Annotated in this window: 19 protein-coding genes and 1 pseudogene; 14 read left to right on the forward strand and 6 right to left on the reverse strand. The window is 65.8% G+C overall.

Annotated elements, in window-relative coordinates:
* Nucleotides 1-85: 85 nt before the first annotated feature.
* The 3 genes from BJ970_RS35700 to BJ970_RS35710 form a co-directional block, all read right to left on the reverse strand.
* A complete protein-coding gene (locus tag BJ970_RS35700; protein WP_184732804.1) occupies nt 86-1,132 on the reverse strand; it encodes a DUF2891 family protein in 1,047 nt (348 codons plus the stop codon).
* A gap of 460 nt (nt 1,133-1,592) precedes the next feature.
* Nucleotides 1,593-2,498, reverse strand: coding sequence for an ornithine cyclodeaminase family protein (locus BJ970_RS35705; RefSeq protein WP_246472197.1), 906 nt, complete (start codon nt 2,496-2,498; stop codon nt 1,593-1,595).
* A gap of 37 nt (nt 2,499-2,535) precedes the next feature.
* Nucleotides 2,536-3,237: a GntR family transcriptional regulator gene (locus BJ970_RS35710; protein WP_184732808.1), complete on the reverse strand. Its 702-nt coding sequence runs from the start codon at nt 3,235-3,237 to the stop codon at nt 2,536-2,538.
* 109 nt (nt 3,238-3,346) lie between these two features.
* Between BJ970_RS35710 and BJ970_RS35715 the strand changes: the two genes are divergently transcribed.
* The 12 genes and pseudogenes from BJ970_RS35715 to BJ970_RS38640 all read left to right on the forward strand — a co-directional run.
* Entirely contained in the window at nt 3,347-4,906 is a 1,560-nt protein-coding gene (locus BJ970_RS35715; RefSeq protein WP_184732810.1) for an ABC transporter substrate-binding protein, read from the forward strand.
* Between the two features lie 30 nt (nt 4,907-4,936).
* Nucleotides 4,937-5,884: an ABC transporter permease gene (locus tag BJ970_RS35720; protein WP_312864648.1), complete on the forward strand. Its 948-nt coding sequence runs from the start codon at nt 4,937-4,939 to the stop codon at nt 5,882-5,884.
* Nucleotides 5,881-6,714: an ABC transporter permease gene (locus tag BJ970_RS35725; RefSeq protein ID WP_184732814.1), complete on the forward strand. Its 834-nt coding sequence runs from the start codon at nt 5,881-5,883 to the stop codon at nt 6,712-6,714. Before BJ970_RS35720 ends, BJ970_RS35725 begins: the two co-directional genes overlap by 4 nt.
* Nucleotides 6,711-8,534 carry a dipeptide ABC transporter ATP-binding protein gene (locus BJ970_RS35730; protein ID WP_184732816.1) on the forward strand — a complete coding sequence of 608 codons (1,824 nt, stop codon included), beginning with the start codon at nt 6,711-6,713 and terminating at the stop codon, nt 8,532-8,534. Before BJ970_RS35725 ends, BJ970_RS35730 begins: the two co-directional genes overlap by 4 nt.
* Before the next feature lie 11 nt (nt 8,535-8,545).
* A complete protein-coding gene (locus BJ970_RS35735; protein ID WP_184733050.1) occupies nt 8,546-9,850 on the forward strand; it encodes an aconitase X in 1,305 nt (434 codons plus the stop codon).
* Between the two features lie 17 nt (nt 9,851-9,867).
* The gene (locus BJ970_RS40310; RefSeq protein WP_376775190.1) at nt 9,868-10,269 is read left to right on the forward strand and encodes an aconitase X swivel domain-containing protein; all 402 of its coding nucleotides are present in this window, start codon (nt 9,868-9,870) and stop codon (nt 10,267-10,269) included.
* Between the two features lie 824 nt (nt 10,270-11,093).
* A complete protein-coding gene (locus tag BJ970_RS35745) occupies nt 11,094-11,900 on the forward strand; it encodes a tryptophan 2,3-dioxygenase family protein (RefSeq protein ID WP_184732818.1) in 807 nt (268 codons plus the stop codon).
* Complete coding sequence (locus BJ970_RS35750; protein ID WP_184732820.1) at nt 11,890-13,278, forward strand: FAD-dependent oxidoreductase; 1,389 nt, start codon at nt 11,890-11,892, stop codon at nt 13,276-13,278. Before BJ970_RS35745 ends, BJ970_RS35750 begins: the two co-directional genes overlap by 11 nt.
* Nucleotides 13,279-13,291: 13 nt before the next feature.
* Complete coding sequence (locus BJ970_RS35755) at nt 13,292-13,633, forward strand: antibiotic biosynthesis monooxygenase family protein (protein WP_184732822.1); 342 nt, start codon at nt 13,292-13,294, stop codon at nt 13,631-13,633.
* Nucleotides 13,630-14,511 carry a class I fructose-bisphosphate aldolase gene (locus tag BJ970_RS35760; protein WP_184732824.1) on the forward strand — a complete coding sequence of 294 codons (882 nt, stop codon included), beginning with the start codon at nt 13,630-13,632 and terminating at the stop codon, nt 14,509-14,511. Before BJ970_RS35755 ends, BJ970_RS35760 begins: the two co-directional genes overlap by 4 nt.
* 21 nt (nt 14,512-14,532) lie before the next feature.
* Nucleotides 14,533-15,588 (forward strand): class I SAM-dependent methyltransferase, encoded by a 1,056-nt coding sequence (locus BJ970_RS35765; RefSeq protein WP_184732826.1) that lies wholly within the window; start codon nt 14,533-14,535, stop codon nt 15,586-15,588.
* A 289-nt stretch (nt 15,589-15,877) separates the two neighbouring features.
* A pseudogene (locus tag BJ970_RS38640) lies at nt 15,878-16,213 on the forward strand (glycosyltransferase); the annotation flags it as partial.
* 286 nt (nt 16,214-16,499) lie between these two features.
* Here the strand turns inward: BJ970_RS38640 and BJ970_RS39305 are convergent.
* From BJ970_RS39305 to BJ970_RS35780, 3 genes are all read right to left on the reverse strand, one after another.
* On the reverse strand, nt 16,500-16,622 hold the full coding sequence (locus BJ970_RS39305; protein ID WP_281399740.1) for a hypothetical protein: 123 nt from the start codon (nt 16,620-16,622) through the stop codon (nt 16,500-16,502).
* A 125-nt stretch (nt 16,623-16,747) separates the two neighbouring features.
* Nucleotides 16,748-17,593 (reverse strand): DMT family transporter, encoded by an 846-nt coding sequence (locus BJ970_RS35775; RefSeq protein ID WP_221468605.1) that lies wholly within the window; start codon nt 17,591-17,593, stop codon nt 16,748-16,750.
* A 145-nt stretch (nt 17,594-17,738) separates the two neighbouring features.
* A complete protein-coding gene (locus BJ970_RS35780; protein WP_184732830.1) occupies nt 17,739-18,959 on the reverse strand; it encodes a PP2C family protein-serine/threonine phosphatase in 1,221 nt (406 codons plus the stop codon).
* Between the two features lie 70 nt (nt 18,960-19,029).
* On the opposite strand from BJ970_RS35780, the gene BJ970_RS35785 reads away from it, so the two are divergent.
* Together BJ970_RS35785 and BJ970_RS35790 are read left to right on the forward strand one after the other, a co-directional pair.
* Nucleotides 19,030-19,407: an STAS domain-containing protein gene (locus BJ970_RS35785; protein ID WP_184732832.1), complete on the forward strand. Its 378-nt coding sequence runs from the start codon at nt 19,030-19,032 to the stop codon at nt 19,405-19,407.
* Between the two features lie 36 nt (nt 19,408-19,443).
* On the forward strand, nt 19,444-19,893 hold the full coding sequence (locus tag BJ970_RS35790; protein WP_184732834.1) for an ATP-binding protein: 450 nt from the start codon (nt 19,444-19,446) through the stop codon (nt 19,891-19,893).
* The last annotated feature ends 14 nt before the right edge of the window (nt 19,894-19,907 follow it).

Below are 19,907 nucleotides of genomic sequence, written 5' to 3' on the forward strand. Positions count from 1 at the left end.
CCACCACGCATCCCTGGCGGCGTTCGCCAAAAGCACCGAGGGCGTGTATGTCTCGTGCCAGCGAAGTCGTCCATGACCCCACCCCTCACCGGGAGCGACGAACGCCCAGACGAGACGCGGCAACCTGGCTGTTGTGCGGAGCGGTCGCGAGGATGCCGAACGTGACCAGCCAATGCGTGGACATGAAATCGCCGCCCGTGAGCAGCGGCAGGACAGCGGCGACCTGACGCTCGGCGCCCGCCCGCAAGCGGGCGCCGGTCAGGCTGTCGGACGGCCAGCACGACGCCAGCGACCTGAGCTGCCAGGCCCTCGAGAGGGCCAACCCTGACAGATGTGTGAGCGGGCCGTCACCGCTGTCGTCGACCGGCGGCACGTCAAGAAGGTGAAGATGACGGTCCTCTCCGAGGCCAGGCAGGAACGCTTCGAGCCAGGTCCGGAAGTCATCGGCAGCCAGAACACGCCGCATCAGCTCGGCTTCAGCCAGGCTAGGAGAGAAGACGTCCGTCCCTGAGGGCTCGAAACGCGTATCGATGGCCGTGTCGCTCCCGAACCATTCGAGAGCCTTGAATCGGATGTCATCCGCCAGATCCGAATAGCCGAGACGGATGAAGGACTCAAGGAATATGGCTAGGGCAAACGCTGAGTTCCCCTGCAGTCCGTGCCTTGCTGGCAGTGCCTGGCGCCGTAACCAGGCCGAGGTGAGGTCGGCGATTGTCTCCGTCAGGGGCTCGAGGGCACTCGACCACGTCCGTGCTTCTGGTACCGGGCAGTCGCGGGCCGCGCACATGAGCGCGGTGGCCCATGCCCACCCGTATGGACGTTCGAAGGCGGGTCGTGCGCGGAGATACGCGACTTCGGCCGCGATCGCGTCCGGAGCAAGCCGCTGGTTCAACAGCGGGACGGCCAAGGGATCGACCGCCTTCGGGTGCAGCGTCAGTAGTCGGATCAGCGACCACTGCATGTGCACGCTGGAATGCCAGTCGAACGAGCCGTGAAATGCCGGATGGAGAACATCCGGGGTCACTGCGACGTCGGATGCGTCCAAGGATCTGTGGGCGGCCTCGTATGGATACGGCCGCGTCAGGACCTCGCACGCGATCGCCGACCAAGCTCGGGTGTACTCAGCGATCATGTCGACTCCTCCACTGCTCGGGGTGCGCTGACGCGCGGGGGTTCTGCCAGCACTTCTTCGCCTGGTACAAAACCGGGCACTAACACTCCGGGATCGGCTGATTCCATTCCATCGACGTCCACTATGGACGCTCCCGGGTCGTCCGCAAAGCCCGAGCCGAAGTGTTCACCGGCGGCTATACCCGTAACCCCGAACGGTTCGTACGCGAACACCCCGAACTAGCGGTCCCGTCAACCACCGCCTGGATCAACAAGCCCGACGAACAGGGTCCGCCAGCCGACTCAAAGAAACCTGACCCACCTGCCTCTGCGCCGCAGGGGCTTGGCGTGGGGTGCTGCGGGCCGCCCGGTCACTCCGCAGGCGAACCATTCCTTCACGCCAAGCGCCGCATGCGGTGACAAACGGCCGGCTGCCGGCGTTCCGGGCTCAGAAGGTTTCCCAACGGAGTCACGCCAAAGGGTCAGGCGCGGGCCTCTGACTGCCGGAAATCCCGCTCGCCGCTCGCTGCGAGTTGCGAAGCGACGGCGTCGCAGATAGCCCAGTCCTGGATCCCGAGCCCGACGGACTTGAAGACCGTCCGGCCCCTGCGCACCTTCTCGTTAGCGTTGAGGCGCGGGCTGAGTTCGGTGACCGATCCCAGCGACAGGACGCCGTCGGCGATCGCGTCCATGAGGTCGCCAGCCTCGCTTCGTGCCGCTTCCAAGTCGTCGACCACCACATCCGCTCCGGCGAAGGCGCCGGAAGGCAGTTCGCGCATATTCAACGTGTATGCGCCGATCGCATTGATGTGGACGACCTCAGGGAGGTCGGCGGGGTCGAATACCGGCCGGGTGGATGAGGTGGCGCAGCACACGATGTCCGCGGAACCGAGGTGCGGAGCGGGATCTAGGCCAGTGACGACAGTGAGTTCTGGGAACGCTGAGCGCACCCGATCACCGAGAGCGTCGGCCGACGTCAGCGACCGGGACACGATGACCACGTGCTCGAGATCCCGTACGGCAGCAACAGCCCTTATCTGGTCGAATGCCAGGGTGCCGGCGCCGATGAGGACCAGACGGTGTGCGTCCGGACGGGCCAGCATCTCCGTAGCCACCCCGACCACTGCCCCGGTGCGTAGCGTTGTTACGGCGTGGGCGTCAAGGACGAGTTCGAGATCTTCGGAGATCCAGGTGACTACACCGCGAATGGCTGGGCGCTGCCCCGGCCGCAGGATCACCGATTTAGTGGTCGACGAGCCGGTTGGCGAATGGAACACCGGCATAACCAGGGTGCGGCCGCAGTCGAATGATGTGCGCAGCGGCGAGGAGAACTCGCCACGCGCCAACGATATGAATGCGTCGCGCACCGCGGCAACGGCGACAGGCATTGGCACGATGTTCTCGAGAGCTGCCGGCGGAACGATCTCAAGCGTCGTCAACGTGGGAGTCACTTTCGTTGAGGCCAGCCCAGAGGCCACGCACATGGGTCAGGTGTGTCCGCATGACCGACGCGGCGGCCGCCGCCTCGCCGGCTTCGATCGCATCGAGAAGGGCATCGTGCTCCCTCAGGGAACGCTGGAACGATTCGGACCCGGCGATGCGGTCCAAGCCCCAGAGCCGGCTCTGATCCCGGAGGTTTCCGACGATCTCGACCAGGCGCGGGTTCTCGAGGAAGCGGAGGATGCCCAGATGGAACTGCCTGTCGGTCTCGACAAAGTTCTCCCAGTCCTGCGCCCAGGCGTAGGCCCGGTTCCGCTCACAGAGAGTGCGCAGGTGATCGAAGTCGGTGATCAACGAACGCTCGGTGATCTCCGTTACCGCACCGACTTCGAGCATCGTGCGGATCTGCACGATGTCATCGAGCTCTTCCTCGTTTGGGCACCGGACCACGAACCCGCGGTTGCGGCGCATTTCTATCAAACCGTCCTTGGCGAGGTCGTGAAGTGCTTCTCGCACTGGGGTGATCGAGACATTCAGGCGCTCGGCGATCGCTCCGATGGAGTAAAGGGAGCCGGGCTCGAGCCGACCCGACACGATTTGCGACCGGATGATCTGGCTGGCCTGCGCCCTGTAGCTCTGCCGGTCGACTGTCCGTTCGTCGTCGTCTGACCATTGCAGCGTCGCCATGGATCTCCTTCGAGGTATGACACCCGAACCTTGTGCTCCGACTGTCTGTCTCTTCGAATATTACCCTACCATGGTTGTGAGGTATCACACCTGACGCTAGGCTCCGGGAATGACTTCACATCGGGTTATGGGCCGCTTAGGTGCGGCGACGGCCGCTGTCATCCTGCTCCTCGGCGGCGCCGCGTGCGGCGCCCCAAGTAACGGCCCGGGCTCAGCCAAGGCCGATCAGACCCTGAAGTGGGCGCTGCCAGCTCCTCCTAACAGCCTCGACATCACCAAGGCGATCAACGCCACGTCGTACACCGTGCAAAGCGCCGGCCTGGAAACCCTGGTCCACCCGGAGGCCGGGCAGATCAAGCCCTGGCTCGCCAAGTCGTGGACCTCGCCCGACCCCCTCACCTACGTCTTCGAGCTGCGCGATGACGTGACATTCTGGAACGGCGCTCCGATGACCGCGGATGATGTGGCATTCTCGATCGAGCGCAATATCAGTCCGAGCTCGCTCATCAGCTACGACTTCACAGCGGTCAGCTCAGCGACGGCAACCGGCGCCCACGAGGTCACCGTCAAGCTCAAGCACCCGGACCCTCTGTTCCTGCAGGTGGCCATCGGCACGGATGCCCTTGTCGTGCAGAAGTCCTACGTGCAAGCAGCCGGAGACCAGATCGGCACGCCCGACAAGCTCAACATGGGCACGGGGCCGCTCGAGTTCAAGAGTTTCTCGAAGACCTCGGGTGTCACGCTCGATCGATATGACAAGTACTGGGGCGACAAGCCGACGTTTGCCGGCGTCCAGTTCACGACGATCTCCGATCCCGAGACCATGCGCATCGCGCTCACTCAGGGCCAAGTGGACGGTTCGTTCGACGGAACCGCTGCCCACTCCGACCAGTACAAGAGCAACAAGACGAATGTATCGCTGGCACCGGGCAAGGGATACCTCTACATGTCGATGGACGTTCGTCAGGCACCGTTCAACGACGTGCATGTCCGCAAGGCCATCGCCCTCGCCCTTGACAAGCAGGCCATCACGAAGGCAACGGCCGGCAACGCGGCCCAGCCAGCCGATGCGCTGATGACGAGGCCGCAGTTCGAGACCATGTTCGGCCAGGACGGCGTGGACTTCACGTCACAGGTTCCGAGCACCACGACCAATCTCGATGCAGCGAAGGCCGAGCTGGCCCAGTCGAAGACACCCAAGGGCATCTCGACCTCGGTCCGGTTCAACGCCGACGGCAGGTTGGCCTTCCAGGTCATCCAGCAGCAGCTGGCGCCGCTTGGCATCGTGCTGAATGGTCAGCAGGTGGACGACAACCAGTTCTACTCCGAGATCGGAAAGATCAGCGACCCCCAGGGGCTGCGGATCATCCTCTCCGGCGCGGCATCGACCGATCCCTGGGAGTCTCTGCGTTCGCTGCTCGGCGACGCCGACACCGCCGGCTACAGCAGCGACGTGACGAAGACCAACCTCGACATCCTTGCCAGCACGGCCGACCCGGCACAGCGGAAATCTGCTGTTGTGGCAATCAGCAAGGACATCGCAGACCAGGCTCCGTTCATCCCGCTGTACACGACCAAGCAGATGCTGGTTCTGGGCAAGGAATGGGCCTACGACAATTTCACGCCGCGAGGATCTGGCTGGATCCTGAAGCTGCACCCGGCGAGCTGATGGCTCATGATCCAGAGGAGGAGCAGCCCAGTGCTGGCCTACCTAACCCGTAAGCTCTGTGAGGCGGTGCTGCTGCTGACAGTGGTATCCGTACTCGTCTTTGGGCTGCTCCGCCTCGCGCCGGGGTCGATCGAGAGCACACTTCTCGCAGGTAAGCCCGCAACGCCCGAGACTATCGCGGCGATCCACGCCCAGTACCATCTGGATGATCCCATCTGGGCGCAGTACTGGCAGTGGGTGACCCACGCAGTTCGCCTCGACTTCGGCAATTCCCTGGTGGACGGCACGCCGATCTCGACGATTGTTACGGATCGCATCCCGGTCTCTGCGGGTCTGGCGATCCTTGCCCTTTCGATCACGCTCGTAGTCGGCGTGCCGCTGGGACTGCTTGCCGGCCGACGCCAGGGCACCGCCGCCGACTCCTCGTTGAGTGCGGGCGCGATAGTCCTGCTCTCGGCCCCCGTGTACGCCCTGGCGACCCTGCTGCTGTACGTCTTTGGCATCCAGCTCGGATGGTTTCCGGTCTTTGGGGCGGGCGATGGCTTCGTTGACCAGCTATGGCATCTCGTCCTGCCCGCAATGACCTTGTCGGCGGTGCAGATCGCGGTCGTCTTCCGCCAGGCGCGCGCGGCCGCGATCGATGTCGAACGGGCGGACTATCTGACCTTCGCGCGTGCCCGCGGCCTCGGCAGGATGCGGATCGAGCTCGGCTACCGGCTTCGCAACGCCTTGCTGCCGGTCATCACCGTCAGTGCGCTCCTGCTCGCCTCCAGTCTTGCCGGGGTCGTCTTCGTCGAGCAGATCTTCTCCCTGCCCGGCTTGGGTTCCCTTCTTGTGACGTCTATCGAGACGAAGGATCTGACTGTGGTTCAAGCTCTCGCGCTGTTCAGCGCGTTGCTGGTCTTCGGATTCAACCTGATCGTCGACGTCCTCTACGCGGTCATCGACCCGCGCATCGTTGTGGGGGAGCGGTCATGAGAACCCTGATCATTAGCGCGGTCCGGAGCCCGGTGTTCACCGCCTGCCTCCTCGTCCTTTTCTTCGCGGTGCTGATTACGGCGTTCGGGGCGCTGCTCGCCCCGCAGGACCCCATGTACCAGGACATCGGACTCGGTGTGTCGGGGCCGTCAGTGGCCCATTGGCTCGGGACCGATGAGCTCGGACGCGATGTCTTCGCGCGCCTCATCGCCGGAGCCCGCACGGGGATTCTCGGAGCCGTCGTCACCGCCACGGGGGCAACCCTGATCGGCACGACGATCGGACTGGCGAGCGGCTACACCAACAGGCGGCTCGATACGTTCCTCATGCGCGCAGCGGATATCGTCTGGGCATTCCCGGCGCTCCTGACGATCCTGGTTGTGGTCGGCGTCTTCGGCGGCGGATACTGGCTCGCAGTCGCCATGCTCATCCTTTTCGCATGGCCTATGGAAGCTAGGCTCGTCCGAGGCGCGACCATGGTGCGGAAAAGCCTGCCCTACGTAGAAGCCGCGCATACTCTCGACCTGAGTCACAGCAGGATCGTCGTGCGGCACATCCTCCCGAACCTGTGGCCCTTGGTGCTGACCAATTTCCTTCTGGGCTTCGTTTCGTCGATCGCGGTTCTCTCCGGCCTGTCGTTCCTTGGCCTAGGTGTGGCCCCGGGCACCCCGGACTGGGGCCTCATGATCAACGAGAACCGCCAGGTTCTGGACTCCAACGTCTGGGGCGTGCTGGCACCTGCTCTCTGCCTGATTGCGGTTTCCCTCGCGGCGACGATCGCCGCAGACCGCCTCTACACTACGATCTCGATCAAGTCTGGAGCCCGATGAGCGTCCCAGAAACAACTCGCTCCGTCACCGCCCCCGCGGTGCGCCTCACGGGCCTGAGCGTGAGTGCCCGGCGCGGGAATGACCTCAAACCCCTCACCTTCGACACCAGCTTCGAGGTGGCCCGTGGCGAGACGCTCTGCGTGGTTGGAGAGTCCGGGAGCGGGAAGTCGATCACGGTTCGCGCCCTTGCGGGGCTGCTCCCTCCCGGCCTCGAAGCCGCTGGTTCCGCTTTGGTCGACGGTCACGAGATGGTCAATGTCCCGGAGCGCAGCCTCCGGCATTTGCGGGGCACTACGGTCTCTCTACTCATGCAGGACCCATTCACGATCCTGAATCCCCTCCAAACCGTTCGCGCGCACATCCGGGAGTCCCTGCCCGCGGGCGCCCATGAAGACGAACTTGTCGCCCGGCTGGCCGAGGTGCAGATCAAGAATCCCAAGGTACTTGATCGATACCCGTTCCAGCTCTCCGGCGGCATGCGTCAAAGGGTCGCTCTGGCGACTGCCCTTGCGAAGGACCCGTTGCTCCTGATCGCCGACGAACCCACCACCGCACTAGACGCCACTACGCAGAAGGAGATCCTAGACCTCATCGGCCGTCTCCAGGCCGATCGAGGCATGTCGGTCATTCTCGTGACCCACGACCTTCGGTTGGGCTTCGCCTACAGCGACAACGTGGTCGTGATGTATGCCGGGAACATCGTCGAATGCGGATCCGCCAAGGGCATCGACGCCCGGTCTGCCCACCCGTACACGGAAGGACTGCTCCGTTCCATTCCGCGGGTTGACCTCCGCGCCCAGCTGGTAGGCATCCCTGGGACGATCATCCCAGCTGAAGAGACCATAGGTCGATGCGCCTTCAGCAACCGATGCCAGTGGAACAGTCATGTATGCGTCGAGGCTCAGCCGCCGCTGACCCAAGTGGGTCCCGAGCACTACTCGGCATGTGTCCGGATTGGCGAAATCGACAGCGAGGTGCACGCACGCCAGGTCGCGGTCACTTCTTCGAGCCTGCAGGCTCAGGGCCGACGAGCGGAGGTCCTTCGCGTCACGGACCTGACAAAGGTCTTCCGCGATCGTCGCACCCACCAGGACCACCACGCGCTTAAGGGCGTCAGCCTCTCAATCCGTAAGGGCCAAAGCTTGGGCGTCATCGGTGAGTCCGGTTCCGGCAAGACAACACTCGCGCGCTGTGTCCTCGGCCTCGAGAATGCGACCACAGGCTCGATCCACATCAACAACACTGACGCCTCGGCGTACTCGCGACTCACGGCGGCGGACCGCCGAGCGGTTCGCCGTTCGGTCCAATGCGTGTTCCAGGATCCCTACACCTCCCTCAACCCGGCTCGGACTGTCGGATCGACGCTTCAGGAAGCGCTGGACCTGCTGCCTGCTCAGCGCCGTGGCCATTCCCCGGCGGACCTCCTCGAGCTGGTCCGGCTTCCCCGAACGTATGCCGTTCGAAAGCCTTCCACCCTTTCCGGCGGGGAACGGCAGCGAGCCGCAATCGCCCGCGGACTCGCACTGAACCCCGAACTCCTCATCTGCGACGAGCCCGTTTCGGCCCTCGACGTCTCGGTTCAGGCGCAGATCCTCGGGGTTCTGAACCGAGCGCACGCCGAGCTGGGCACGGCGATGCTCTTCATCACCCACGACCTCGGCGTTGTCCGTCAGGCGACCGATGACGTCGTCGTCATGTACCAAGGCGAGATCGTCGAGGAAGGACCCACCGAGGCCGTCCTCGATGACCCGCGGCACGAGTACACAAGGCGTCTGCTGCGCGCTCTCGAATTCGAGGCGCGCACACGGGTGGTGAGGTGATGCCGCCTTCGATGCCGGCAGACGGGTTCCGAGGGATTGACCTCACTCCAGATCAGACAGCGATGCTAGGCGGCCGAGACGGGGATGGGGTCGCCATGGCTATGCGCGTGATCGTGGCCACCGGCCGGTCCCTCGGCGGCAGCCGCCTTATCTCCATCAACTCATGCCACGTCGACTCATGCCTCTACCACGGGCAGGTGAGTCTCGATTTTGCACGCGGGCTCGAAGCGCGAGGCGCTCGGGTCCGCGTCCCCACCACCTTGAACGTCGGATCTGTCGACCTCCTGCACCCTGCGATGGTGCTGAGGCGAAACCCGGAAGAAGTCAAAGTCTACGAAGACGGCCGAGCGTTGATGGCTGCGTACACCGCTCTGGGCTGCACTCCTTCCTGGACCTGTGCGCCGTACCAGCTTCCGGGCCGCCCTTCGTTCGGCGAGCACATCGCGTGGGCCGAATCCAATGCAGTCGTCTTCGCCAACTCCGTGCTGGGGGCCCGGACAGAGCGATACGGCGATTTCATCGACATCTGCTCAGCGGTCACTGGGTTCGCGCCCTACGCCGGGCTTCACACCGACGAGGGCCGTCTGGCCACCGTCCTCTTCGACTGCACCGGCCTCACCGGCGCAACCCTCGATCACGAACTCACCTACCCCCTGATCGGATACCTCGTCGGGAGCTGGACGGATCAAGGCAACAATCCCGTGATCACGGGCCTTCCTCCTGACACGCCGGAAGACCGCCTCAAGGCACTGGGAGCAGCCGCCGCCTCAGCCGGCGGCGTGGCTCTCTTCCATGCCGTCGGCGTCACGCCCGAAGCGCCGACACTCGAAGCGGTCCTCCACCCATCCGGGCCGATCGCGGTGCACAGGCTTGAGCTCCGCGACCTTGAAGCCGCTCGCGCTGAACTGACCACCCGCTCGACAGGCAAGTTGGACGCGGTGAGCGTGGGCACACCACACGCGTCGATAGCCGAGATCCGCGCCCTCGCTCAGCTGCTCAAGCCCGCGCCCCGCTTCCATGACGAGGTCGAAGTATTCCTCTCCACCGGCCGGAGAACACTGACCGACGCCAAAGCAGAAGGTCTAGTCGAGATCCTCGAACGGTCGGGCGTCCGCATCCTTGTCGACACCTGTACCTACGTCACGTCAGTCCTTTCGGCCAAAGTCCACACGGTGATGACGAATTCGGCGAAGTGGGCCCACTACGCCCCTGCGAACCTTGGCGTCGACGTAGCCGTCGGAACGCTCGAGGAGTGCGTCGAGTCGGCTGTCCGGGGTCAGGTGACGCTCCATCCGATGAGTGAGGTGTCGGATTGATCTGGCAGGCAACCGGAGTGCCCCTCAACCAGGGCCGCGCATCTGGCACCGCACTTGTATTGTCCGAACCACTGTCATTCTGGGGAGGCGTAAACGACCGAGGCACGATCGTCGATGTCCACCACGCCCAGCTCGGGGCCAGCGTCACGCGCAGGGTGCTGTTCCTCCCAAGCGGCCGAGGCTCGAGTTCGAGCTCCAGCTGCCTGGCAGAACTCATTCGCACCGGCCAAGGACCAGCTGGGATTGTGCTGGGACGCCGGGATTCGATTATCGCCCTGGGCGCCATCGTGGCCGCAGAGCTTTACAGCCTCGAAGTGCCCGTGGTCGTCATTCCGTGGTCAGCCGTGAACGACTTGGCAGCCGGGAGTGACGTTGAGGTCTGTGCCTCATCCCAGGAAGCCATAATCCGCTCCCGGTGATAGCGCATCTGCCGAACGGGTCCGGGACACGGACGGGGTGTCAATGTCGACAAACACGACGTCCACGGCATTTGCGGCCTCATCAGGACGCGCTCCTGGCGCGCAACACGACGTGTGGTCCACCACTTCCCGCTCCCACCGTCTCGTGGACGGCCCACGTGCGTTACCTGTGTCGGCGGTCGCTGGGTAGGTGGTCGGTTGCTAATATTGCTTACTTCAGGGAGATCTAACCAGGTTTGGTCTTGATGCTGCGGCACATGCGTGTTCGCCGGGTGGGTTTCTCCAGCGTTTTGCCGGAGTCGATGCCCTGCGAACCGAGACGGCACAGGTGCTGTCCCGGTCATGCTAGCGGCCGTGCGCCTTCGGGGCAGCCAAGCGGCATCGGTGGGGGAGGTTGTCCGAAGCGGACGGAAGCCGCCCTGCCCGGTCGCCAACCCACCCTCCGTCTACTTGGGACATCACGTCGTCGAGAAGACCGGCTCCCCTATAAGGGCTTTTGACGCTGGGCTTCGGCCCGACCCGTTTCCAGACCAAGCCGCCGGCCTGCTACCGAGCCTCGGGACAGCTACCCGGACCGGACTTAAACCGGCAAGCGACGCCGAGCTCACGGCCAAAGGCCCTATACACCAGGCCACCTCCAGTCTGCTAGTCGCGCGAAAACTCTGGGCTAATTCTTGCCCTTCTATGCCCGAACCCTGCCCTTTCGTGCACATCGGGTCGGCCCTCGCGATCGCTGCGCATAGCTTGGTAATCGACGTGGTGCTCGGTGCACCGTCCGTAGGCAGGCAACCACAAGTAGGTCGAGAGTTCTCGAGGGCCCCCGGATGAGCAACAATCCCCTGACGTACCGCGACTATCTCCAATTGCCGGTTGTGCTGAGCTGTCAGCAGCCGCTCGCTGCGCCGCAGGTCGACGACGAGATGCTGTTCATCATCGTCCACCAGGCCTACGAATTGTGGTTCAAGCAGCTGATCGGTGATCTGGAGCGGATCCGCAACGCCATGCTGACCGGTCACTTCTGGTTGGCGCATCACCTGTTCGGCCGGGTGTACCGGATACAGGAACTGCTGCTGGGACAGATCGACGTGCTGGAGACCATGCCGCGCCAACAGTTCCTGGAGCTTCGTGACACCCTCGGCTCCGCCAGCGGGCGGCAGTCGGTCCAGTACTGGGAACTTGAGTTGCTGTCCACCCACCAGGATGTCCCCGCCGTCGAGCGGCTGCCTGGCCTCTCGTCCGAGGAGCACGAGCGACTGACCCGGCGGATGCACGAGCCGTCCCTGTGGGACGCTTTCATTGACGTGGTGGAACGCATGGGTTTGCGGACACAGCAGTCTTTGCCGGACTCGCTCCGAGAGATATCACAGAGCCCGGACCGCTACCCCGACGTATCGGCGCTCGCTGGTGACTTGCAGGAGTACGACGAACGGGCGGCCACCTGGCGGTTTCGCCATCTACAGATGACCGAGCGCTTCATCGCGACGCGGTCCGGCACGGGAGGCACGGATGGCAGCGCGTACCTGAGCCGTTGCGCGGCCAGACGCTACTACCCGCTGCTGTGGGATTCTCCCGAGCGGGCAACGTCATCCACAGTGGACCTTTGCGGTGCGGGGTCGTCCGGTGAGCGCTGACCTGGTGGGCGCGTCGTCGGGCGACCGTGCCCGGGTGGCCGTGGTGGGGGCCGGGATGTCCGGTCCAGTCACGGCGATCTACCTGGCGCGGCGGTTCGGACGGGTGGACATCGTGGATCAGCGTGCGCATCCGGGACACGCCAGCGGCCAGCAGGACAGGCCACGGTCCCTAACGGTGATCTTGTCGGCTCATGGGTGGCGGGTCCTGGATGAGCTGGGTATGGCCGAAGCGGTACGCGACGTCTGTACGCCGCTGAGCGGCAGGCGCGCACACCTGCCTGATGGAACCGAGGTGTTCACCGCTTACGGGCGCGACGGTCAGCAGATCTGGGCCGTGAAACGTGACGAGCTCCACCGTCTGCTGGTCGATCGCGCGCAGGCCACCAGCGGGGTTCGGTTGCTGTTCGGTGCGCGTGTCCTTGATGTGGACGTCGACGAGCCCGCCCTGCTTGTCGAGGGAACCGAGGGCGCACTGCGGATGCGGTACGAGCACGTGATCGGATGCGACGGTGTCCACTCGCGGGTGCGTGCCGCCCTGACGCGGCGCGGCTTTGACAGCCAGGTGCATCGGCTCCCCTGGGGCTACATGGACCTGGATCTGCGGCCCCAGCAGGCCGGCGCCCGGTGGGCCACCGACGCCTTTCACTACTGGCCACGCGGCGGAGCACTGTTCGGGGCCTTTCCCACCCGCGACGGTGGGTTCACCGGGTCGTTGTTCCTTCCGCTGCGCGGTGCCGAATTCTGCTGGGACGCGCCCCGCGACAGGCTGCCGGCGTTGTTCGCCCGTGCCTTCCCGGACCTGGCGGCCTGCGACGACGGCTTGGCCGCACAATTGCTCACCCGTCCGATCAACCCCGTGCACACCGTGCACAGCGACCGCTGGACCTGGCAGGGCACTGCGGCCCTGGTCGGCGACGCCTGTCATGCTATGGCCCCGTTCATGGGCCAAGGCATGAACTGTGCGTTCGAGGATGCTCGGGTACTCGATCAGTGCCTGGGTAGTGGCCTGGAGTGGCCGGACGCCCTGGCCGCCTACGAACGTCGCCGACGCAAGGACGTCGACGCCATCGTCGCCATCTCCCACGAGCACTACCTCACCCTGACCCGACCGCCGGAGCAGGCAGAACCCGCACCCGCCCAGGCGCTGCGGCAGCGGTTGACCGATCTGTTCCCCGAGCGGTTCGTCCCGCTCTACGAGCGCTGCGCCTTCACTCACCAGGGCTATGCCGAGGCACAGCGGCACGAGCAGGCCCTGCACGAGCTGACGGCCCGGCTGCTGACCGAGCACGGCCCAGCCCTGCCGGGTGCCGACGACGACCGGCTGCGGCGGGTCACGGTGGACTCCCTGGCCGAACGGAACACACCCCCGACTCCATGAGAGGTGAACGGCTGTGCTGGTCATTCTCTTTCGCTCCCGCCTGACCGACGAGGCCGGGGAGGACTTCTCGCTGCTGGAAGAGCACCTCATGCAGCGCGTCCAAGCCATGCCCGAATCAGGCTTCGTCAAGCTCAAGAGCTACCAGGCCGACGACGGCGAGCGCCTGGCCGTGGTCTGGTGGCGCGACCGGGAGTCCTTAGAGCGATGGCGCACCGACCCCGAACACCGCCAAGCCCAGCACTTGGGCCGCACCCGCTGGTTCGCGTCCTACGAACTGGAGATCGCCGAGGTGCTCCGAAGCAGTTCCGTAACCCACGACAGCACGGGCGAGCTGAGTCCGGAGGAGGAAAAGTGAGCGGCAGCGTCGGCAAACAGATCCGGTTGGGTCGCATTCTGCGCCCCGACACGGCCCGCACGGTATGCATCGGCTTCGACCTGGCATTGGTCGACGGACCCGCCGGCGGCGGGGTCGATCTACGCTCGGTCATGTCCGAACTCATCGCAGGCGCCCCTGACGGCATCCTGGTCTCCCCAGGCGCAGCTCGCCTGCTGTCCGACTGCTACATCGGTCGGGACGCTCCCGCGCTGCTGGTCCGGCTGGACTGGACCAACGAGTTCCGCGCCGAACTCAACCACGAACAGGCCAGCTCGTGCCTGATCGCCCAGGTCGAAGACGCCGTGGCCCTCGGCGCCGACGCAGTGGTGACCTTCTTGTTCCTCGGCTACGCCGACTCCGCCGCCGAGGCCGACGACATCGCCAGGAACGCCGCGGTCTCGCGCGCCTGCGAACGGTTGGGAGTACCCCACATCGTCCAGGCCATGGCCAAAGGCCGCCGGGCAAAGGACCGCCGACTCGACCCCGCGCTCGTCCAACTCGCCGCCCGGATCGCTGCTGAGATCGGCGCGGATCTCGTCAAAGCCGACTACACCGGAGCCGACAGCTTCGCCACCGTCGCCGCCGGATGCCCCGTCCCGATCCTGGTTGCAGGCGGCCCGGCCCGCGACTTCGACGGGACCGTACAGATGGCCGCCGACGCGGTCGCGGCTGGCGCCAGCGGCGTGGTGATTGGCCGCAACGTACTGCGCGCGCCGCAGCCCGCGCGACTGATCCAGGCCATCCGGTCCGTCGTCCACGACGGACTACCGGCCGACCAGGCCACGCCGTTGACCGCACCGGCACAGCGTTCATTGGCCGACAAGGGGACACCGTTAACCGCATCGGCAAAGCGCTAATTGGCCGACAAGGAGACACCGTTGACACATTCCGAGCTTCTCCCAGCAGTCCGCCGCGCAATCGACGACCTCGGCGCCGCCTTCCTCGTCCCGCTCGTCGCGCTGGGGCGGCGGCTGGGGCTGTGGCAGGCGATGGACCAGGCGGGCCCCCTCACCGCCGAGCAACTCGCGGCGCGCACCAACACCAGTCGCCCGTGCGTGCGCGAGTGGCTGGCGGCGCAGGCCGCCGCCGGGTACCTCACCCACGACCCGGCCGACGACACCTTCGTGCTGCCCGAGGACATCGCCGCCGTCGTCGCCAGGGACGACAGCCCCACCTCTTACGGAGCGGTATATGAACTGTTCGATGCCGTCTACCGTGACCAGGACAAGGTCGAAGCCGCCTTCACCGACTCCGGGGGCTTCGCCTGGCAGGACCGCGACGCTGCGTTCTTCCCCGCCGTCGAACGATTCACCCGCACGACCTACCGTTCCTTGCTGGTGCAGGAGTGGCTACCGGCTTTCGACAACGTCACCAGCAAGCTGACCCGTGGCGCCCAGGTCGCCGACGTCGCCTGCGGCTACGGCACCGCCACCATCCTGCTGGCCCAGCACTACCCAGCCTCCACCGTCACCGGCTTCGACTTCCACCCTGACTCCATCGGCGCCGCCCGCGCCGCCGCGGACACCGCCGGTGCGGGCGACAACCTCAGCTTCGTCACCGCGGCCGCCGACGCCTTCCCCGGGCATGACTATGACCTGATCACCGTCCTCAATTCCCTGCACGACATGGGCAACCCCCAGGAAGTGCTCAGCCACATCCGTCGCGCCCTCGCCGAGGACGGCACCGTCATGCTCGTCGAATCCCAGGCCCGCGATCACCCTAGCCCCGGCCTGGACCCCATCGGGCGGTGGATGTACGCCTTCTCCACCCACTACTGCGTTCCCTGCGCTCTGGCCCAAGACGGCGGCCACGCTCTGGGCAATCAGGTCACCGATGATCAACTACGCGACCTGGCTGCGGAAGCGGGATTCGTCCACTTCCGCCGCGTCGCCGAATCCACGTTCAGCCGCGTGATCGAACTACGCGCCCACTGACAGCTCCGACAGCCACCAGACGACCGGATCAGCGGCAGCGGCCCGCGCAGTCGCGGAAGCGGTCAGTGAGATCGTGGCCGGCCGTTTGGTGATCGGTGGTCGTAAACGGGTGTTTCGCCGAGTCGCGAGGAGACTGTCGGTTCAGAGCGGAGGAGAAATGCCGTAGGCGAGGAGATCCCTCTCCCTCCACTTTCAACTTATAACGGACTGGGGGGCTTGCGGCAAGGCCCGGGTCGTGCCGCAGAATTCGTCGGCCAGAGGCCAGGACGTGGGGAAATGGGATTCAGAAGTGCGTGTGTTGTTGACGACGTGGGGATCGCGCGGGGATGTCGAACCGCTGGCGGGGCTTGCGGTGGCGTTGCGGGAACTCGGTGCGGAGGTGCGGGTCTGCGCGCCGCCGGATGAGGAGTTCGCGGCGCTGCTGGAGCGTGTCGGTGTGCCGCTGGTGCCGCTGGGCCCGTCGGTGCGCTCGGTGGTGACCGGCGAGCGGCCGGACGCGTTCCGGCTCGCGGCCGCGCTGGTCGCCGCGCGGTTCGACACGCTGACCGCGGCGGCCGAGGAGTGTGACGCGCTGCTGGCGACCGGCCTGATGCCGGCCGGCGCACGGGACGTGGCCGCCCGGGTGGCCGAGCTGGGCATCGGTGCGGCACACGAGGGCTCGACGCCAACCGTCGACTCCCTGTCTGCCGCGCTCATCACGGCCCTGACCCCCGAGACCCGAGCGCGAGCCAGGGCCGTGGCCGACACGATCCGAGCCGACGGGGCGACGGTGGCCGCGAAACAGCTCCTCGACGCAGCCAACCGAAAAAGCCGCCCGTAACCGTGTGAACCGGAATCGTCCAGCCGCGCCGCGCGCCGCACAAGCTCAAGATCCAACTGGTAGTCCACGAATCGGTTGCCGACAGGGGTTCCTAGCCCAGCGGGGTGTCGTCGACGACCAGCAGCCAGGCCACCGAGACGACGAGACCGGCTTCTCCTCGGACTTTGCGTCCGGGCTGCCGCAGCGGCCCCGCTGGACTCAACCTTCTGCGCAAGATCTACTCCGGCCACGTCGGCGACTACATCGCCGGTCAGCATGTAGTTTTTCAGTTGCCGCGCATGGCATTGAAGACCGTTGGGGAAGGCGATGGCTGTGGCGTCGAAACTTCAGCTTCGTTGGTCACCGGTGCTGTTGGTGTCCGGGCGCATCCGGGTCGAGCAGGGGCGATTGAGAGAGCATGATCGTTGCGGCGATGAGGAACGCCGTACCGAGGAGAACGCCGATCAGGAACAGTCCGCCCCGGCCGTATTCGCCGAACACCGCAAGTCCCCATGCTACTGACACCAGGGGGTTGACCAGAGTGAACCCCGGCTGGGAGGCGAAGAGGTTGCCTGCGTGCAGCGCGTTTTGGAGAAGGAAGAACGACACAGGACCCAGGACTGCGACGCCGTAGGTCTGCCAGGTCGTGAGCAGGCTGCCGCCGTGGCTCAGTTCCGCGCCGACGCCTGCGATCAGGGCGGAGTTCAATCCGAACGCCGCGCCCGTGGCGATGCCGAGCAGTGCGGCCCGGTGTTCACGTCGGCCGCGGTAGCCCAGCACGACCAGTACCGCGATCGGGGCGATGGTCACTGCGATGCCCAGTGCCCACGCCGTGGTAGATACCCGGGGGTCACCGCCTTCCGGGCTCAGGCAGGCCACGAAGGTGGCGAGGCCTACCGAGGCCATTGCGATGGCCAGCCAGTCCCGGCTCTGGATTCGCAGCCGGAACACCCAGGATGCCAGCAGGAGCGTGAAGGGAAGCTCGGCGATCAACAGTGGTTGTACGAGCGCGATCCGGGATACCGAGATCGACACGCCGTGCAATACGAATCCGGCGGTCATGGTGGCGATGCCCAGTGTCCAGCTGGGATGACGTGCCAAGTCGAGGAGCATCGTGGGGGAGAACGCCGACAACTGAGGTAGTTTCTTGGCGGCGTGGCGTTGCAGCACGGATGCCGTTGCGTTCAACAAGGCCGCAACGAGCATCAACACGACGCCGAGCACAATCACGGCTACCCGAACGCCCTCCGCTTCATTGCGGTCGGTTGCTCCGTGGAGAACGCCCCCAAGCCGAACAGGACGATCATCACGGCCGGGGTGTGCCTACGGGTGGCCGTGATGTCGGGGGTGTTCATTCGATGCGGCTGATGGTAAGCAGCGCGACGTCGTCGGTTGGGGGTTCGGCGCCGACCATTTCGTTCATGACGGTGGTGCATACGGTGGCGGCTGGTGCGGGCGTGATGGCTTTGCAGAGTCGGCGTAGGCCGTCGTCGATCGAGGTGTTGCGGCGTTCGACGAGGCCGTCGGTGTAGAAGCAGACGACTCCGTCTGTGGGCAGTTCCAGTGTGCTGGTGCGGCGGGTGCGGCGGGTGACGCCGAGGCCGATCGGGGGGTCGACTGGTACTGGGGCGAGTCGGCCGTGCTGGGTGGGGCCGGCCAGTGCGGGCGCGAGGTGCCCGGCGAGCGAGACCTGGAGCTGGCAGGTCGCTGGTTGGTACACCGCGTAGCCGACGGTGGCCATCGCGTTCGGTTCGAAGTGGGTCGCTTTGCGGTCGAGTTTGCGGAGGACTTGGGCGGGGTTCTCGTTGTCCAGGGCGTAGGCGCGCAGGGCGCTGCGCAGTCGGCCCATGATGACGGCTGCCGGTAGGCCGTTGCCGACCACGTCTCCGATGACGATGCCGATGCGGCCGGAGGGGAGTGCGAAGACGTCGTACCAGTCGCCGCCGATGCTCGGGGCGGCGCCTGGGACGTAGCGTGCGTCGAGGGTGAGGCCCGTTACGGCGGGCAGGCGGGTGGGCATCAGGCTGTGTTGGAGGACCCTGGCGGCGGTGCGTTCGGTGCGGGAGGTGCTGGCTCGGGTGGCCAGTGCGATGCGGTCGGCGACGAGTTGAAGCAGGTGGATGTCGGGTTCGCTGAAGCGGCGGTGTTGGTAGGCGCCGATGTAGAGCACGCCGACGGTCTCGCCGCCGGTGAGCATCGGGGCACCGAGCAGTGAGCGGATGCCGTGTTCGCGGAGCACGGGTCTGATCAGGGTCGGGTCTTGGGCGCTGTCCAGGATCGGCGGGCGGCGCCGGGCGGCGATCGTGCTGGCGAATGCGCTGTCGACCGGGATGCGAACGCCTTGGAGGACTTCGTCTTCGATGCCTACCGCGGCGGAGGCGATCAGTACCTTGCTGGTGGGTTCGTAGAGCATCACTGCGGCGGTGTCGACCTCTAGTACGTCCCGGACGCGGTGCAGCAGTTCACGCAGCAGGTCGTCGGGCTCGAGGTGCGCGAGCGCGCTGTCGGTGACAAGCTCGATGCGTCGTAGCCGCGTCTGTGTGTCGTCGGACGATTTGGCCGAAGCCCGCATGCGCAACAGCATAGTCCGCTGGGTGTCGGGCGGCGTTGCTCTTGGTTGCGTGGGAGACCACCATGGGGGCATGCCCACGTTTGCAGATTCCAGCGACCCGGCCGCCCCGTTGAGACTGAAGACCCGGTGGTTCGACCGGGTGCTGCTGGTCGAGGTCGCGGGGGAGGTCGAGTTGCTCAACGCGCCGCAGGTCGAGTCCGAGCTCATGGCGGCGCTCGACGAACGTCCTGCGGTGCTGGTCCTGGACATCAGTGGGGTGACGTTTCTGTCGTCGGCGGGTTTGGCCGTGCTGGTGCGCGGTCGGCACCGTGCTGGGGAGCGCACCCGGTTTCGTGTGGTCGCCAATGGTGCGGCGACACTGCGGCCCATCCAGTTGACGGGTCTGGACCAGGAGATCGACGTCGTGACCTCCAGGGAGCAGGCGATGGCTATGGCAGGGGACGCCTGAGGGTCGCATCGCAACGTCTCAACGGATGGGTCCGAGATGGCCGGCGAGTCGGACGTGACAGGTGCGGGTGGCAGGAACTTGGATGGAGCCGCCCCTGACCTGCGTTTTCGGCAGGTCCCCGCGTTCCCGCGCGAGTTGCTCGTTGTCCGCGACGAGTTGGCGGGTTGGGGGCGCAGCGCCGGGCTCGCGCCGGACACCGCCGAAGCGCTTGCACTCGCGTGCTATGAGGCGATGGCCAATGTGGTTGAGCATGCCTATGCGCAATCGGGCGCGATGGATGTGGAAGCGGTGCATGTCGCGACCGAGGGCCGGGTGCAGGTTACGGTGGTTGATCGTGGAAGCTGGGTGCCGCGGGACGGCGATGCCGACGCACGCGGCAGGGGGCTGCCGCTGATCCGCCGTCTGGCCGACGAGGTGGTGGTTCTGCCCGGGGACACCGGGACGGTCGTGCGGATGAGCTGGTCCACCGCCGACCATGTTCGCTGAGCCTGTCCAGCGGT

This window comes from Saccharopolyspora phatthalungensis, from assembly GCF_014203395.1.
Classification (GTDB): Bacteria; Actinomycetota; Actinomycetes; order Mycobacteriales; family Pseudonocardiaceae; genus Saccharopolyspora; species Saccharopolyspora phatthalungensis.

Bases quoted from the DNA above. Each gene is read 5' to 3' on its own strand.
- BJ970_RS35700 (WP_184732804.1), bottom strand. From the start codon at position 1,132: ATGATCGCTGAGTACACCCGAGCTTGGTCGGCGATCGCGTGCGAGGTC.
- BJ970_RS35705 (WP_246472197.1), bottom strand. From the start codon at position 2,498: ATGCCTGTCGCCGTTGCCGCGGTGCGCGACGCATTCATATCGTTGGCG.
- BJ970_RS35710 (WP_184732808.1), bottom strand. From the start codon at position 3,237: ATGGCGACGCTGCAATGGTCAGACGACGACGAACGGACAGTCGACCGG.
- BJ970_RS35715 (WP_184732810.1), top strand. From the start codon at position 3,347: ATGACTTCACATCGGGTTATGGGCCGCTTAGGTGCGGCGACGGCCGCT.
- BJ970_RS35725 (WP_184732814.1), top strand. From the start codon at position 5,881: ATGAGAACCCTGATCATTAGCGCGGTCCGGAGCCCGGTGTTCACCGCC.
- BJ970_RS35730 (WP_184732816.1), top strand. From the start codon at position 6,711: ATGAGCGTCCCAGAAACAACTCGCTCCGTCACCGCCCCCGCGGTGCGC.
- BJ970_RS35735 (WP_184733050.1), top strand. From the start codon at position 8,546: ATGCCGGCAGACGGGTTCCGAGGGATTGACCTCACTCCAGATCAGACA.
- BJ970_RS35745 (WP_184732818.1), top strand. From the start codon at position 11,094: ATGAGCAACAATCCCCTGACGTACCGCGACTATCTCCAATTGCCGGTT.
- BJ970_RS35775 (WP_221468605.1), bottom strand. From the start codon at position 17,593: ATGCTCGTTGCGGCCTTGTTGAACGCAACGGCATCCGTGCTGCAACGC.
- BJ970_RS35780 (WP_184732830.1), bottom strand. From the start codon at position 18,959: ATGCGGGCTTCGGCCAAATCGTCCGACGACACACAGACGCGGCTACGA.
- BJ970_RS35785 (WP_184732832.1), top strand. From the start codon at position 19,030: ATGCCCACGTTTGCAGATTCCAGCGACCCGGCCGCCCCGTTGAGACTG.
- BJ970_RS35790 (WP_184732834.1), top strand. From the start codon at position 19,444: ATGGCCGGCGAGTCGGACGTGACAGGTGCGGGTGGCAGGAACTTGGAT.